This window comes from Tepidamorphus gemmatus, assembly GCF_004346195.1.
Classification (GTDB): Bacteria; Pseudomonadota; Alphaproteobacteria; order Rhizobiales; family Tepidamorphaceae; genus Tepidamorphus; species Tepidamorphus gemmatus.
Genome location: NZ_SMAK01000010.1, coordinates 74,619 through 88,848, shown reverse-complemented (window position 1 = coordinate 88,848; position 14,230 = coordinate 74,619). Strand labels below are relative to the sequence as shown.

Genomic DNA, 14,230 nt, shown 5'->3' with positions numbered 1-14,230 from the left:
GCTGACCTCAGAACTGGAAGTAGATGAAGGCGGTGAACGCGCCGGCTACCACCAGCACCAGCGCATAGGGGTAACCGATGATCAGCACCAGCGTTCGCGCCGTCTTGCCGGCAACATCGTCGCGCATCAACGCATCCGGCATGCGGAAGCGTCGCGGCAGCAGGAAGACGAGCGACGCCAGTCCCAGCGTCAGCAGCGCGCGGTTGCCGCTTGCCCGCACCATCGGGTCCGACATCCCGGTCAGATCCGGACTCGCCAGCGCGGTGAAATAGGCCCAGGCGGCCGGCAGGTTCTCGGCGCGGAACAGGACCCAGCCCATCATCACCAGCAGCAGCGTCAGCGCCCGCGCGCCGATCACCGCCGGCAGGCTGGTGAAGCGCTTCTCCCGCCAGCCGGTCGCGCGCTCGATCGCCAGCAGCATGCCGTGCCAGGCTCCCCAGGCCACGAAGGTCCAGGCCGCACCGTGCCACAGGCCGGTGATCAGGAACACCAGCCAGAGGTTCAGATAGGTCCGCGTCGTGCCCAGACGGTTGCCGCCGAGCGGCACGTACACGTAGTCGCGAAACCAGCTCGACAGGCTCATGTGCCAGCGCCGCCAGAACTCGGTGATCGAATGCGCGGAATAGGGCCGATCGAAGTTCTCGGGGAACCGGAAGCCGAGGACCCGGCCGAGCCCGATCGCCATGTCGGAATAGCCGGAGAAGTCGAAATAGATCTGGATCGTGTAGGCGACGAGTCCGATCCATGCGGTGGCGAAGGTCAGATCGGCTCCGGAAGAGGCGAAGGCGGCATCGGCCATGGGCGCGAGGGAATCGGCGATCACCACCTTCTTGATGAGTCCCAGCGCGAAGCGCTGCGCGCCTTCGGCGAAGTCGTCGAGCCGCGTGCTGCGCTGGCGCAGTTCCTTCGCCACCGCGGCATAGCGCACGATCGGACCAGCGACCAGCTGCGGGAACATCGAGACGTAGAGCGCGAAGTCGAGCAGGCTGCGCGCCGGCCGCGCCGCGCCCCGGGCGACATCGAAGACGTAGGACATCGCCTGGAACGTGTAGAACGAAATCCCGATCGGCAGCACCACGCCGTCCCAGGCGATGGTGCCGAGGCCGATCTGGTCGCCGACGGCGTTGATCTGCAGGACGATGAAGTTCGCGTACTTGAAGTAGCCGAGGATGGCGAGGTTCGCCAGCACCGCCGCCGCAATCGATAGGCCGGCCAGCCTCCGGTCGCCGGCAGCCGTCGCACGTCCCACCAGCGCCCCGAGGCCGTAGTTGACGAGGATCGAGACGAGCAGGATCAGGACGAGCGCGCCCGATCCCCACAGATAGAAGATCAGACTGGCGGCAAGCAGGACCAGATTGCGCCCGGCGATCGGGACGAGAAAGTAGACGCCGACCGCCGCCGGCAAGAAGAAGAACAGGAACTCGATGGAGGAGAAGACCATCTGCGCCCCGACGCCTGGGCCCCCGGTCAGGCTGGCGCCGGGACCAGGGGAGCGCCGGTCCGCGGACGCACCGGCCGCATCCGGTCAGTTTCGGAAGGACTTCTCCACATACTGGATCAGCTCGGCCACCGCCTGGTCGATGGACAGCGCAGTGGTGTCGATGACGAGTTCGGGGTTTTCCGGCGCCTCGTAGGGGGCGGAAACCCCCGTGAACTCCTTGATCTCGCCGGCACGCGCCTTCCGGTAGAGACCCTTCGGGTCGCGCTGCTCGCAGGTCTCGACGTCGGCCTTGATGTAGATCTCGTGGAACCGCTCGTTGGCGGCGGCGCGGGCACGGTCGCGGTCGGAGCGGTACGGCGAGATGAATGCCGTGATCGCCACCAGCCCGGCCCGCGAGAACAGTGCCGCCACCTCGCCGACGCGACGGATGTTCTCGGCACGCTCCTCCGGCGAGAAGCCCAGATTGGCGTTGAGGCCGAAGCGGATGTTGTCGCCATCCAGCACATAGGCCTGATAGCCGCGATCGAACAGTTCGCGCTCGAGCCGCGTGGCCAGCGTGGACTTGCCTGCGCCCGACAGGCCGGTGAACCAGAGCACTCCGCCCTTGTGGCCGTTCTTGCGTTCGCGCAGCTCGGTCGGTACGCCGTGCTCGACGCGCGTGATGTTGCTTGCCCGTTGCGTCACCAGCTGGCGCTGGTCGGCATAGCCCTCCATCGAGATGATGCCGCCGCCGGCGATGTCGTAGCCGTCGATGAGCACGAAGCGGCCGGTGCGGCTGTTGCGGTTGTGCTCGTCCAGGGCGAGCAGCCGGCGCGCGCGCAGCACGACCTCGCCGACCTGGTTGCGCTCGACCCGGTCCATCGCCGCTGACGACAGGTCGGTCGTGTCGAGCACATGTTCGATTTCCTGAACGCTGACCCGGGCCTCGCTGGTGGCGAGCTTCATCTTGTAGCTCTTGCCCTTGGTGAGCGGCTCGCGACCGAGCCAGAAGATCTTGGCGCGGAACACCTCGGTCTCGATCGGCGCATTGGTGAGGTGCGAGGCAATATCGCCACGCTCGATGAACAGTTGTTCGTCGAGCGTGATGCCGACGCACTGGCCGGCGCCGACGGTCTGCGGACGCGCATCCTTGTCGGCGGGTTCGGGCCAGACCTCGATCGACTTCACCCGCGCGGTCTTGTTGGACGGCGAGAACACCAGTTCATCGCCGACATGCAGGCGGCCCGACTCGATGCGGCCGGCAATGATCCGCCGGTCGTCGAACTTGTACACGTCCTGCACCGGCAGCCGCAGCGGGCGGTCGAGATGGGCCGTTGGCAGGGCGAAGGAATCCAGCGCTTCGACGATGCTCGGACCGGTGTACCAGGGCATCCGGGGCGACACCGTCGCGATGTTGTCGCCCTCGCGCGCCGATACCGGCACCACGAAGGTCGGCACCACCCCGATCGAGTTCAGATAGGCGCGGTATTCGGTCTCGATTTCGGCGAAGACATCCTCGCTGTAGGCGACCGCGTCCATCTTGTTGACCGCCACCGCGATCTGGCGCACCCCGAGCAGATGCAGCAGGTAGCCGTGCCGGCGCGACTGCTCGCGCACGCCCTCGGTCGCGTCGATCACCAGCACGGCGGCGTCCGCCTGCGCGGCGCCGGTGATCATGTTCTTCAGGAATTCCTTGTGACCTGGAGCGTCGATGATCGTGTAGTCGCGCTTCTCCGTCTTGAACCAGATCTGCGAGGTGTCGATGGTGATGCCCTGGTCGCGCTCGGCCTGCATCGCGTCCATCAGGAACGCCCATTCGAACGGCATGCCGCGACGTTCGCACATCCGCCGGATCGCCTCGAGCTTGCCCTCGGGCAGCGAGCCGGTGTCATGGAACAGCCGGCCGACCAGGGTCGACTTGCCGTGATCGACATGGCCGACGATGACGATGCGCAGCAGCTGACGTGTCGCCTCGCGGCCGAAGACCGGCTTCTTGGGAACGGGTCCGACGTTCATGATGGAGCCTTCAGACATGACAGAAGCGGGGAACAGGGGCGGCCGGCCTTACATGTAGCCTTCGGCGCGCAGGCGCTCGAAGGAATCCTCGGCCTCGTGGTCCATGGCGCGCCCCGCGCGTTCCGGCACCTTGGTGTTGGTCAGTTCCTCGATGATCTCCTCGATCGTCGAGGCGGTGGAGTCCACCGGAAAGGTGATGTCGTGATCGCCGAGCGAGCGATAGCGCTTGCCGTTCTTCGCGAAGTAGAGCGGGATGACCGGGATGCCCTCGCGCAGCGTGTATCTCCAGATGTCGATCTCGGTCCAGTGCAGCAGCGGATGCACCCGGATATGGGTGCCCGGCGGGAAGTCGGTCTTGTACTGGTCCCAGAATTCCGGGGGCTGGTCGCGGAAGTCCCACTGGCCGGTCTGGCCGCGCGGGCTGAACACCCGCTCCTTGGCCCTCAGCGCTTCCTCGTCGCGACGGATGCCGGCGAACAGCGCATTGAACTTGTACTTCTCGATCGCCTGCTTGAGCCCGAGCGTCTTGCGCGCTGCTGACCGCGCCGCCGGCGGCAGCGTCTCGTCCGTCGCTTCGAGCGGCGGACATTCCTCGCGCAGGAAGTTCAGGTTCCATTCGACCGCATAGCGGTCGCGGAACTCGTACATCTCCTTGAACTTCTTGCCGGTGTCGACATGCATCACGGGGAACGGCACGTGCCCGAAGAAGGCCTTGCGCGCAAGCCAGATCATCACGTTGGAGTCCTTGCCGAGACTCCACAGCATCGCGATGTTGTCGATGCGGTTGAACGCCTCGCGGAAGATGTAGATGCTCTGCGCTTCGAGCTCGTCGAGATGGTTCATGAGTCTCTTTTTCGTCTCGGCTCCCGCCTCAAGGTGCCCCGCAAAGGGCGGCCCTTGCAAAGACGAGGCGGTGCGGTCGGGGACACCTTGACGTGCCGCTGCTGTGCACGATGAATGGCGCGCCTTATAGCGGAGGCATTCCGACGTGGAAAGGGCTGTTGCAGTGCCGCGCGGACTGTTTCCGCGGGCCGTTCTTGCGGAGTATCCCATTCCATGACCGGCCCGGCCAGCGTCAGTATCGTTCTCCTCAACTGGAATGGCGGCAACCGGGCCGTCGAGGCCTGGCGCGCCGCGCATGGCCAGACGTGGCCCCGAATCGAGACCATCCTGGTCGACAATGCCTCCACGGACGGGTCGCTGGAGGCCTGTCTTGCCGAGGCTCCTCCCGACCGTCTCGTGCGCATGGAGCGGAACCTCGGCTTTGCCGCCGGCATGAACGCCGGTTTCGCCGTCGCCACCGGCGATTGGGTGATGCCCCTCGGCAATGACGTCAGGCTGGCGCCGGACTATGTGGCGACCTGTCTGGCCGCTGCCGTCGATCCGCAAATCGGAGCGGTCGGGGGCACGGAATATGCCTGGGTCGACGGAGTGCTGACCGACCGCCCCCGCCCGAGCGCGGGCGCGCTGTTCCTGACGCGGGAACTGCGGGGGAGCTGGGTTCCCGCGGATCGCCCGACCTTCGCCTTCGGCGTCAGCGGCTCGATGCCGCTGCTGCGGCGGGCGATGCTTGAGGACATGCGCCGCATCCACGGCTACTGTTATGACGAGCGCTTCGGCACCGGCTACGAGGATCTCGACCTCTGGTTCCGGATGCAGCACCGGGGCTGGAAGGCGCTGTTCTGCCCGGCGGCGAAGGCCTGGCATGTGGGTTCGGCATCCGCGGGCGGGGCGTCCGGCTTTCTCGACAAGCCGCCGGACTACCAGCGCCGGCTGTTTCGCAATCGCCGGCTGATCTGGATGAAGAACGTCACGCCCGGCATGCGTCGGCAACTGGGCTGGCGCTGGCGCCTGTTCGAAGCCGCCATCCCGTTCTATCTGCTGGTCCGATCGCCCCGCGCGCTCGGCCCGTGGTGGCTGGGCCGGCGCGATGCTGCCCGGCTGAGCCGGGTGCTTGCCGAGGAGGCCCGGCATGCCGCCGGAGCCGCCACGGTTCCGGAATCCGAGCTACTCGCGCTGATCCGCTGACGCGTCCTGAACGGCGCCTTCGGCGTGCGGCTCCCCTGCCGGAGCGGGGCGCGTGATCGGTTCGGGCGACGTCGCAGCCGGTTGCGGATTGGGTACGATCGACAGGCGGACCTCGCGGATGTCGACGCCGCGACCGGCGCCTTCGGTGTCGGCCCAGATGGCAATCACCGGCCGGCGCTTGGCCTCAGGGTCGTCGAAGGTGAGATCGAGCGCATAGGGCCGGTATTCGCTGTCGAGCGCGAGGCGGCGCACTCCCGTCGTCTTGCGCCCGCCGTCGGTGACAGCAAGCGCCATCTGTGGGCTCGGCGCGCCCTTCGCGCTGCGGACGACGATCGTCACGCGCAGCGTCTTGCCGAGAAGCGAGTCGCGGATCCCGGGTGTCAGCTCGATCTGGGCGGCATTGGCCCTCGCAAGTGGCCGAGCCGAGTCGTTGCGGGCGGTGATCCGCACTGCGCCCCGGCCGAACAGTTCGCTGGCGGCTGTCACGGTGGCCTCCGGCGACGGCGTCACGCGCTCGGTGGCTGCGCCGACGAACAACGTCGCCCGGCCGTCGCGCTGCAGCGCCCGGTTGACTGCCGCCATCGCCGGGACCTCCGGCGCACGGGCGACTGAAATGGCGTAGGCGGCTGCGGCGATCCCGCCGGCGACGACGACCGCAAGAACGCCGACGACGAGCCGTTTGCCGCGAGGACCGGGGCGTCGCCACGGCAATCGCCAACCGGCACGGGCCTGCTTCGGTCCTCGCGCATGTCGCGCCACCCTGCGCGGCGGCTGCGGCGCTTTCGGCCGCCGGGGCCGCGCCGGCGGACCTGGCCCAAGCTGCGGCGCAGCAGTCTCGGTAGGTCGTGACGGCAGGGGTCGTGCGGACGCCGCCGGCACGGATGGCGGTGGCACGTCAGCGGCGTCAGCGAATTCCGACTCGAGGCGGGCGATGGCCTGCTCGAGCGCCGACTTCTCGGCAATGACCCGTGCCTGTGGCATGGGTGGTTGCGCCGATTCGATCAGGCGATCGATCTTCTGGCGAGCCGATGCATAGAGGGCCTGCCTCGCGTTGCGATCGCTCCTGCCACCGGCCGCAAGGGATCGCGCCAGTATCTCGTAGTAGCGGTCCATTCCCCGTCGGCGGTTCCTTCGGCAGGCCATCCGGCCTGGCAACCATACCCTACGCTGACAAGCGGGGCGACGGAAACCGTGGCAGCAGGGTCGGACGACAGCCGCTACTGCCGCTCGACCTTGTCGGCCGATCGTGGCCGCAGGTAGAACGTGTCGGACAGCGTGATCGATTCGGTGAAGATCTGCCCGAGGGTGGGCGTATAGGTATAGTCTGCTTCCGACATGATCAGCGTCGTTCCCTCGATCCGCACGGCCGCCGGCAGGCTGACGGCCGAGCCGACCGCGCGCCCGGCGGTATGGTAGCCGTTGCTCCAGAGGATCTTGTCGCCCTTCGACGACACCTCGACGCTCGAGACGACCATCTTCAGCGGCGCGACCGGGTAGGGCGCCATGATGGCCGTTGCGGCGGTGAAGATGTGATTCATCTCGGCATTGTCGATGGATTTCGCCTGCGCCACCAGGTCGCCGACCGCACTCGCCACGGCCGTGACCTTCCGGTCCACCGAGATGGTGTGGCTCAGTTCGACCCCGCCCAGATAGAGGACGATCAGCACGGGCAGGATCAGCGCGAACTCGACCGCCGAAACGGCCCGCTCGTCGCCCAGGAAGCGATGCGGGAGGAGGCCGGCGGGCGGGCAATACGGCGGCTGGTCGGGAGCCTGCGTCATCGGCTGCCTCAGAACGGTTCGTTGCGGAACGTCACCGCCGCCGACAGGAGCCGCTTGCCGTTGGCGAGGTTCGCCAGATCCAGCCCGAGCGTCGGGACGATGGTCGGCCACTCGTAGAACGCGCGCACCACGACGATGTCGCCGCCGGCGCCGGGCTGATAGACGAAGTTCGGAACGAGATTGCCATTGTCGTCCACCGGCCTGGCAAAATCGACGTCGTTGAAGGACTGATAGGTCCGGACATCGAGCATCAGCCCGCTCTCGCAGTTGAACAGCCCGAGGATGCGTGCGCAGACCTCCCGCTTGAAGGCTGGCCCGTCGAACTTCTGGGCCTGGGCCTGCCCGGTGCGGATCAGGCGTGCGGCATCCGCGACGGCCGTCTCCATCACCTGCCCCGCGAAGAAGACCAGTGCGGTCTCGAGGATCGCGAAGACGAGTGCGAAGAACGGGGCGGCGACCAGCGCGAACTCGACCGCGGTGACCCCTTCCTCGTTCCGACCGAACGGACGGAGCCCCCGGCCGCGCCGGCCGTCGCCGTCCGGCCCCTTACGGATGTGCAATTGCTCCGTGCCCATGCCGCGCTTTCCCGGCTGCCCGCACAATTGGCACGAGAATTAGCCGGAAAGGCTTGCGGAACCGTTTATCTGCCGGAGATCCCTTGCCGGCGACCGGCGACGTCAGGTCCTAGCGCAGGCCGGCCTGGCCCTGGGCAAGGCCGAGACTGCTCTGGATCTGCGAGTCGAGCTCCGAGAAGGGATCCTTGGAGTCGCCGACGGCGAGTGTGCGCTCGCAGACCGGGGTGCAGCTGAACGACAGCCGTGTCGTGCCCTTCTGCATCGTCACCGAGCCATCATTGACCGCCGTGACGTTGAGGGTCAGTTCCTCCACCGTCTCGCCGGCCGGATCGAGCACGATCAGGTTGGTGCTGCCATAGCTCTTGCCGGTGATGACCAGCATCGTGCGGTTCTGCACCAGCGCGTCGGCGATCGCCGGATTGCCCAGGATGACGGTCGCCGCTGGCTGATCGAGACGGATGACCTTGGCCCGGTTCATCTCGACGAAAAGGCTGTCCTCGATGGCCGATGCCTCGTCTGCGACGGAGAGGACGAGGACCGTCGCAGCGGCTGTGATCGCGGCATAGCGCTTCATTGGGCTTCCCTTCGCGGCGCCGCACAACGGTAGCCGCGATTGGTAAGCGAACCGTTACCGGCTCGACGTGCCGGCGTCCCTGTTGGCCGCGCGAAGCAATAATGCCGAGGCCGCGCCGTGCGAGGCCATGGCCAGGAGATGGCATGCGAGATGATGACATCCGGATCCATTGCTCCGGATCGAAACGCGAAGGGTCTGAAGATGTACCAATGCGAAAGTAAAATCCAGAATACGACTCTGAAATCCTGCAGAGCGCCATTGGTTAACATGATTTAACGGAAGTCAATATGGTTCTGTCTGGCGATGCAGGATGCGAAAGTCGATATATCATTCTGTTTACCAATCCTTGAAGACTGCAATTTGACTGGGAGTGTGTGCGATTGGATTAAGCTGTTCGTAACGGGCAGGCGCTAGTGTGGCCCCAGTTCCGGAGGCAATTGCGCCGGGAGGCGATACCGGAACAAAGATGGGTCAAAAGACCATTGGATCATGGAGCGACACGATGAAGAGCCTGTTCAAGTCCTTCGTCCGCGATGAGTCGGGCGCCACTGCCATCGAGTATGGCCTGATCGCCGCCGGCATTTCCGTTGCGATCATCATGCTGGTGGGTCAGGTCGGCGACGAGCTGGTCAACACCTTCACCGAGATCAAGGACGGCCTCACCCAGTAATGCCGGCCTGCCGCTCCAAGGACCGGGGCGGCGACCGGGAACGCGATCTGCCGCTCCGGGTTCCGGCCCGCGGGCGGCCGTTCGCGTTTGCTGCGCCGGCGCGCCCGGCGGAAGGAAGCTGGACAGCCGCGAGGAGTCCGGTCGGCCGCTTAAGCCGGGCTTAAGCGCCAGAGCATATGCTCCGATCAGATCGCCGGCCTTTCCGGCGACATGCGCACGAGACGATCGAGACGTTACGGCATGCTTGCGACCATCCTCTTTCTGGTGTTTCCGGCGGCAATGGTGCTGGCGGCCTGCCTGGATGCCTTCACCATGACGATCCCGAACCGGCTGACCATCGCCTTCGCGCTGCTGTTTGCCCCGGCCGCCGCCTTTGCCGGCCTGCCGCTGGCCGACATCGGACTGCACCTTGCCGCCGGTGCCGCGATGCTGGCCGTGGCGTTCGGATTGTTTGCCATGGGCTGGATCGGCGGCGGCGATGCGAAGTTCTTCGCGGCGACCGCGCTGTGGCTCGGCTGGGGCGGCCTTCTGGCCTATGCGCTGTACTTCTCGCTGATCGGCGGTGCCCTGACGCTGGCGATCCTGGCGGCCCGGGCGGTGCCGCTGCCGGCCCTGCTCGGACGTGCGCAATGGCTGCTGCGCCTGCACGATGCCAGAAGCGGCATACCCTATGGCATCGCGCTCGCCGTCGCCGGGCTGATCATCTATCCGGCGACGCCGTGGATGCAGGCCCTTGTTGCAGGGTGATGGCCGCATCCGGCGCCGTTGCGGCGCAATTGATACAGATGATACAGATCATTAACCATAAGTTGACCATTCGCCGCGCATAGTCCGGGTCGGTCGCCGGCCCGGCCGGATGCGTATGCGGATGATGTGACATGAAGACTGCCCGGATCGCAGTACTCGGCGTTGCCATCGTGGCAGGGGTCGTCGCCTGGCGCATGGCCCGGAACATCGGCACCGAGGACGAGACGCCGGTTGTCGTTCGTCAGGAGGTCGCGACCGACCAGGTGCTCGTCGCCTCGCGCGACATCATGCCCGGTACCGTCATTTCCGCCGACGATTTGACCTGGGAGGCCTGGCCGAGCCAGGCGCTGAACAGCGCCTTCATCACCCGCAGCCGCGATGCGAATGCCGTGCAGGAGCTGTCGGGCGCCGTCGCGCGCACCCAGTTCTTCTCGGGCGAGCCGATCCGCGAATCCAAGCTGGTGAAGGCCGGAGCCGCCGGATACATGGCGGCGATCCTGCCCGCCGGCAAGCGGGCCGTCGCGACCCGCATCTCGCCGCAATCCGGCGCCGGCGGGTTCATCCTGCCGAACGACCGCGTCGACGTCATTCTGACCCGCCGCGAGACCGATCCTGCCAATCCGTCCCGCGAGATCTATGTCGGCGAGACGGTGCTCGAGAACGTCCGGGTTCTGGCGATCGACCAGACCGTCGAGGAGCAGGATGGCCGCATGGTCGTGGTCGGCAGCGTCGCGACGCTCGAACTGGGGCCCGATGAGTCGGAGATCCTGGCGCTTGCAACCCAGGTCGGCGACATCTCGCTGGCGCTGCGCAGCATCCTCGACGGCGGCACCGCCGAGATCGATCCGGTGTCGTCGGGTTCGCTGCGCGGGCGCCGCGGTTCGGTGAGCGTCGTCAAGTTCGGCGTACCCAGCCAGGTCAACACCAACTGAGCGGGCATCCGGCAATGATCAACACCGCCGCCTCGCCCCTTGGCCGCCTCCTTGCCGCCGTCGTCATCGGCATACTGGCGCTGTGCGCCGCGCCGGTCGTCAGACCTGCGGCCGCACAGGACGCCCATCTGACCATCAACCCTGCGGAACTGTCCTCCTCGCGGCAGGTCAGGCTTGGTCTCGGCAAGTCGCTGGTGATCGATCTGCCGCGCGATGCCAAGGACGTGCTGGTGTCGAGCCCCACGATCGCCGATGCGGTCATGCGCACCGCTCGCCGCGCCTACCTGATTGGCATGGCGATCGGCCAGACCAATGTCTTCTTCTTCGACGTCGCAGGCCGTCAGATCGCCGTGCTCGAGGTCCAGGTCGAGCGAGATCTCGGCGCGCTTGCCCAGTCGATCCGGCAGCTCATTCCGGGATCGGCGGTGCGCGTGGAGTCGATGAATGACAACGTCGTGCTCGCCGGCTTCGTCAAGACGCCGGCGGATGCAGTGAAGGCCTTCGACATCGCCGCGAAATTCGTCGGCGACAAGGAGAAGGTCCTCAACATGCTCGCCGTCGAGGGCAACGAGCAGGTGTTCCTGAAGGTGACGGTCGCCGAGGTGAAGCGCTCGGCGCTCAAGCAGTTCGGGATCGATCTGAACCTGCGCCTGAATACCGGCGGGTTGATCACCAACGTCATTTCCAATCCGCAGTTCGGATTGGGTCTGCCGATCCCGCCGGCACTGTTCGGCGGCGGCGTGCCGGGCGTGACGAACGTCACCGATGGCATGGGCGCCGTGTGGACCGACGGGTCAACGACGATCGGCGCCAATGTCCGTGCCCTTGAGCAGCAGGGCGTCCTGCGGGTTCTCGCCGAACCCACATTGTCGGCCATCAGCGGCGAGACAGCGGATTTCCTGGCCGGCGGCGAATTTCCGGTTCCGGTCGGCAACTCCTGCGATCCGGCGACGAACCTCTGCCAGTTGCAGGTCGAGTTCAAGCCGTATGGCGTCGCGCTCGCCTTCACGCCGGTCGTGATGTCGGGCGGACGGATCAGCCTCAAGGTGAAGACCGAGGTATCGGAGGTCGATCGCCAGTCGGAGGTGGTTCTCAGCGGAACCCGTATCCCCGGCATCAAGACGCGTCGTGCCGACACCACGGTCGAGCTTCCGAGCGGCGGTTCGCTGGTGCTGGCCGGCCTGATCTCCCAGGATACCAAGCAGATCATCAACGGCGTTCCGGGCCTGAAGGACGTGCCGGTCCTCGGTACCCTGTTTCGCAGCCGCGATTTCCAGAACGACGAGACCGAACTGGTGGTGCTGGCGACGCCGTACATGGTCAAGCCGGCGGCGCGCAGCGAGCTTGCGCGGCCCGACGAGAACTTCGCGCCGGCCTCCGACCCGGCCACCATCTTCCTCGGCCGCCTCAACCGTCTCTACGGGCTTGCCGGCAACAACCCGGCCGGCAACTACCGCGGGCCGATAGGCTTCATCGTCGAGTAGGGGCGGTCGTGACCGAACATACCATGGCTGAAGGCTTCCCGAAGATGTCCCGCCTCGCCGTTCTTGCCGCGCTGACGGCCTTGCTCGCCGCCTGCCAGTCCGACCGTGTCGTCACCGGGTCGGTGCCGACATCGGTGGAACAGCGCTATCCGATCGGCATCATCCCCGAGCGCCCGAAGCTCGACCTCAACGCCACCGGCTACGGTCTCTCCAGTCCGGATCGGGCGATGGTCGAGGAGTTCGTCCTGTCCTGGCGCGAGCGCGGCACCGGCGGTCTCGACGTTCTCACCCCCATCGGCACCGCCAACGAAGCCGAGGCGGCATCGGTCGTCGCGGAAGTGAAGGCGATCGCCTATGATTTCGGCATGCCCGTCGAGGCGGTCTCGGTGACCGGCTATCACACCACGCAGCCGTTCGGCCCGGTCAGGCTCTCCTACGACCGTCTGGTCGCCAAGCTCGAATGTGGCGCCTGGCCGACCAACATCGCCGAGAACTGGCGCAACGTTCCCTACGAGAATTTCGGTTGCGCGACGCAGAAGAACCTCGCCGCCATGGTCGAGGACCCGCGCGATCTCGCCGGGCCACGGCCGATGACGCCGCGCGATGCCCGGCGGCGCGACGAGGTCTTCGACAAGTACCGCCGCGGCGAGGATCCCTCGACGGTCTATCAGTCCGACGACGCCGGGCAGATCAGCGAGGTGGGACAGTGATGGCGAATGCTGCCGCCGAACGGATCGAGCCGCACCTCGAAGAGGCGGGCGACTCCGTCCGGCCCGCGGCCTACGTGCCGCCGCTGCCGCGGGTCTCGATCCAGGCCTTCTGCGAGACGCCGGCCGTCCAGGCCGCACTGTCCCAGGCTGCGGCCGACCGGCGTGCCGCGCGTGCCCACATGACCGTGCAGACCGGCGGACTTGCCGCCGCGCTCGAGTTCTATACCGACGCCGCCACCCCCAATGTCATCGTGGTCGAGACGATGGCGCGGGGAAGCAGCCTGCTGTCCGAGCTGGATCGCCTCGCGGATGTGTGCGATCCCGGCACCCGGGTGGTCGTCATCGGCCATGCCAACGATATCGGGTTGTATCGCGAGCTGATCAGTCGCGGTGTCAGCGAATATCTGGTAGCGCCCGTCACCGCACTCGAGGCGCTTGACACCCTGTCGCGGCTGTTCCACTCGGCCAATGCCGGCCCGCTCGGTCGCATCATCGCCTTTGTCGGCGCCAAGGGCGGCGTCGGCTCGTCCACCGTCGCCCACAACGTCGCCTGGTCGATCTCCCAGGAGATCGGGTCCGACGTCGCCATCGCCGATCTCGATCTCGCCTTCGGCACCGCCGGCCTCGACTTCAACCAGGATCCGCCGCAGGGCATCGCCGAAGCGGTCTATGCCGGCGACCGGCTCGACGAGGTCTATCTCGAGCGCCTGTTCACCAAATGCACCGATCATCTGAGCCTGATCGCCGCACCCGCGACGCTCGACCGCGAATATGATCTGCCCGGCTCATCCTTCGAACCGGTGATCGACCTGATCCGCAAGTCCGTGCCGGTGGTCGTCCTCGACGTCCCGCATCTGTGGAGCGCCTGGACCAAGGCAACATTGCTCGCCGCCGACGAGGTGGTCATCACCGCCATGCCGGATCTGGCGAACCTGCGCAACGCCAAGAATCTGATCGACGTCCTGAAGCAGGCGCGGCCGAACGATCCGCCACCGATCGTCGTGCTCAACCAGGTCGGCGTGCCGAAAAAGCCGGAGATTTCGGCAAGGGAGTTCGGCGCTGCCCTGGAGGTGCAGCCCGCGGCGGTCATTCCGTTCGACCCGGTGCTGTTCACCTCTGCCGCAAACAACGGCCAGATGATCGCCGAGATGCAGGCCGGCGCGAAGCCCGTGGAGATGTTCCGCGCCCTCGCCGAGCAGGTCACCGGCAAGGCGGAGGCGAAACGCCACCGCCGCTCGCCGCTCGGGCCGCTGTTGGAGCGGCTGATCGGTCGCAGGAAGGCTTGAGCAGGCA

General features: G+C 66.6%; 14 protein-coding genes. 7 read left to right on the top strand and 7 right to left on the bottom strand.

Translation table 11 applies throughout. The features are described 5' to 3' along the window. Window positions 1-7: 7 nt before the first annotated feature. From EDC22_RS14780 to cysD, 3 genes are all read right to left on the bottom strand, one after another. On the bottom strand, window positions 8-1,441 hold the full coding sequence (locus EDC22_RS14780) for an MBOAT family O-acyltransferase (protein WP_132807448.1): 1,434 nt from the start codon (window positions 1,439-1,441) through the stop codon (window positions 8-10). A gap of 84 nt (window positions 1,442-1,525) precedes the next feature. Continuing rightward, window positions 1,526-3,436: an adenylyl-sulfate kinase gene (cysC, locus tag EDC22_RS14775; RefSeq protein ID WP_132807447.1), complete on the bottom strand. Its 1,911-nt coding sequence runs from the start codon at window positions 3,434-3,436 to the stop codon at window positions 1,526-1,528. A gap of 48 nt (window positions 3,437-3,484) precedes the next feature. Beyond that, the gene (gene cysD, locus EDC22_RS14770) at window positions 3,485-4,279 is read right to left on the bottom strand and encodes a sulfate adenylyltransferase subunit CysD (RefSeq protein ID WP_132807446.1); all 795 of its coding nucleotides are present in this window, start codon (window positions 4,277-4,279) and stop codon (window positions 3,485-3,487) included. 213 nt (window positions 4,280-4,492) lie between these two features. Here cysD and EDC22_RS14765 point away from each other — a divergent pair, with 213 nt between their 5' ends. Then, the gene (locus EDC22_RS14765) at window positions 4,493-5,464 is read left to right on the top strand and encodes a glycosyltransferase family 2 protein (RefSeq protein ID WP_165926927.1); all 972 of its coding nucleotides are present in this window, start codon (window positions 4,493-4,495) and stop codon (window positions 5,462-5,464) included. Here the strand turns inward: EDC22_RS14765 and EDC22_RS14760 are convergent. The 4 genes from EDC22_RS14760 to EDC22_RS14745 all read right to left on the bottom strand — a co-directional run bounded on the left by EDC22_RS14760 (window position 5,444) and on the right by EDC22_RS14745 (window position 8,394). Continuing rightward, window positions 5,444-6,046 (bottom strand): hypothetical protein, encoded by a 603-nt coding sequence (locus tag EDC22_RS14760; protein WP_132807444.1) that lies wholly within the window; start codon window positions 6,044-6,046, stop codon window positions 5,444-5,446. The genes EDC22_RS14765 and EDC22_RS14760 overlap by 21 nt on opposite strands. Window positions 6,047-6,681: 635 nt before the next feature. Continuing rightward, window positions 6,682-7,245, bottom strand: a complete 564-nt coding sequence (locus EDC22_RS14755; RefSeq protein WP_132807443.1) for a TadE/TadG family type IV pilus assembly protein — start codon at window positions 7,243-7,245, stop codon at window positions 6,682-6,684. An 8-nt stretch (window positions 7,246-7,253) separates the two neighbouring features. Further along, window positions 7,254-7,820, bottom strand: coding sequence for a TadE/TadG family type IV pilus assembly protein (locus EDC22_RS14750; protein WP_132807442.1), 567 nt, complete (start codon window positions 7,818-7,820; stop codon window positions 7,254-7,256). 109 nt (window positions 7,821-7,929) lie between these two features. Continuing rightward, the gene (locus tag EDC22_RS14745) at window positions 7,930-8,394 is read right to left on the bottom strand and encodes a pilus assembly protein N-terminal domain-containing protein (RefSeq protein ID WP_132807441.1); all 465 of its coding nucleotides are present in this window, start codon (window positions 8,392-8,394) and stop codon (window positions 7,930-7,932) included. 502 nt (window positions 8,395-8,896) lie between these two features. Between EDC22_RS14745 and EDC22_RS14740 the strand changes: the two genes are divergently transcribed. From EDC22_RS14740 to EDC22_RS14715, 6 genes are all read left to right on the top strand, one after another. After that, on the top strand, window positions 8,897-9,064 hold the full coding sequence (locus EDC22_RS14740; protein ID WP_132807440.1) for a Flp family type IVb pilin: 168 nt from the start codon (window positions 8,897-8,899) through the stop codon (window positions 9,062-9,064). 240 nt (window positions 9,065-9,304) lie between these two features. Continuing rightward, window positions 9,305-9,811 (top strand): A24 family peptidase, encoded by a 507-nt coding sequence (locus EDC22_RS14735; protein ID WP_132807439.1) that lies wholly within the window; start codon window positions 9,305-9,307, stop codon window positions 9,809-9,811. Window positions 9,812-9,942: 131 nt separating this feature from the next. Then, window positions 9,943-10,743: a Flp pilus assembly protein CpaB gene (gene cpaB / locus EDC22_RS14730; protein ID WP_132807438.1), complete on the top strand. Its 801-nt coding sequence runs from the start codon at window positions 9,943-9,945 to the stop codon at window positions 10,741-10,743. A 14-nt stretch (window positions 10,744-10,757) separates the two neighbouring features. Continuing rightward, a complete protein-coding gene (locus tag EDC22_RS14725; protein ID WP_132807437.1) occupies window positions 10,758-12,227 on the top strand; it encodes a type II and III secretion system protein family protein in 1,470 nt (489 codons plus the stop codon). An 8-nt stretch (window positions 12,228-12,235) separates the two neighbouring features. Then, on the top strand, window positions 12,236-12,937 hold the full coding sequence (locus EDC22_RS14720) for a CpaD family pilus assembly protein (RefSeq protein ID WP_132807436.1): 702 nt from the start codon (window positions 12,236-12,238) through the stop codon (window positions 12,935-12,937). Further along, a complete protein-coding gene (locus EDC22_RS14715) occupies window positions 12,937-14,223 on the top strand; it encodes a CpaE/TadZ family protein (RefSeq protein ID WP_132807435.1) in 1,287 nt (428 codons plus the stop codon). Before EDC22_RS14720 ends, EDC22_RS14715 begins: the two co-directional genes overlap by 1 nt. Window positions 14,224-14,230 lie beyond the last annotated feature (7 nt).

Coding starts and splice junctions, on each gene's coding strand:
- EDC22_RS14780 (WP_132807448.1), bottom strand. CDS start 1,441: ATGGTCTTCTCCTCCATCGAGTTCCTGTTCTTCTTCTTGCCGGCGGCG.
- cysC (WP_132807447.1), bottom strand. CDS start 3,436: ATGAACGTCGGACCCGTTCCCAAGAAGCCGGTCTTCGGCCGCGAGGCG.
- cysD (WP_132807446.1), bottom strand. CDS start 4,279: ATGAACCATCTCGACGAGCTCGAAGCGCAGAGCATCTACATCTTCCGC.
- EDC22_RS14765 (WP_165926927.1), top strand. CDS start 4,493: ATGACCGGCCCGGCCAGCGTCAGTATCGTTCTCCTCAACTGGAATGGC.
- EDC22_RS14760 (WP_132807444.1), bottom strand. CDS start 6,046: ATGGCGGCAGTCAACCGGGCGCTGCAGCGCGACGGCCGGGCGACGTTG.
- EDC22_RS14755 (WP_132807443.1), bottom strand. CDS start 7,245: ATGACGCAGGCTCCCGACCAGCCGCCGTATTGCCCGCCCGCCGGCCTC.
- EDC22_RS14750 (WP_132807442.1), bottom strand. CDS start 7,820: ATGGGCACGGAGCAATTGCACATCCGTAAGGGGCCGGACGGCGACGGC.
- EDC22_RS14745 (WP_132807441.1), bottom strand. CDS start 8,394: ATGAAGCGCTATGCCGCGATCACAGCCGCTGCGACGGTCCTCGTCCTC.
- EDC22_RS14740 (WP_132807440.1), top strand. CDS start 8,897: ATGAAGAGCCTGTTCAAGTCCTTCGTCCGCGATGAGTCGGGCGCCACT.
- EDC22_RS14735 (WP_132807439.1), top strand. CDS start 9,305: ATGCTTGCGACCATCCTCTTTCTGGTGTTTCCGGCGGCAATGGTGCTG.
- cpaB (WP_132807438.1), top strand. CDS start 9,943: ATGAAGACTGCCCGGATCGCAGTACTCGGCGTTGCCATCGTGGCAGGG.
- EDC22_RS14725 (WP_132807437.1), top strand. CDS start 10,758: ATGATCAACACCGCCGCCTCGCCCCTTGGCCGCCTCCTTGCCGCCGTC.
- EDC22_RS14715 (WP_132807435.1), top strand. CDS start 12,937: ATGGCGAATGCTGCCGCCGAACGGATCGAGCCGCACCTCGAAGAGGCG.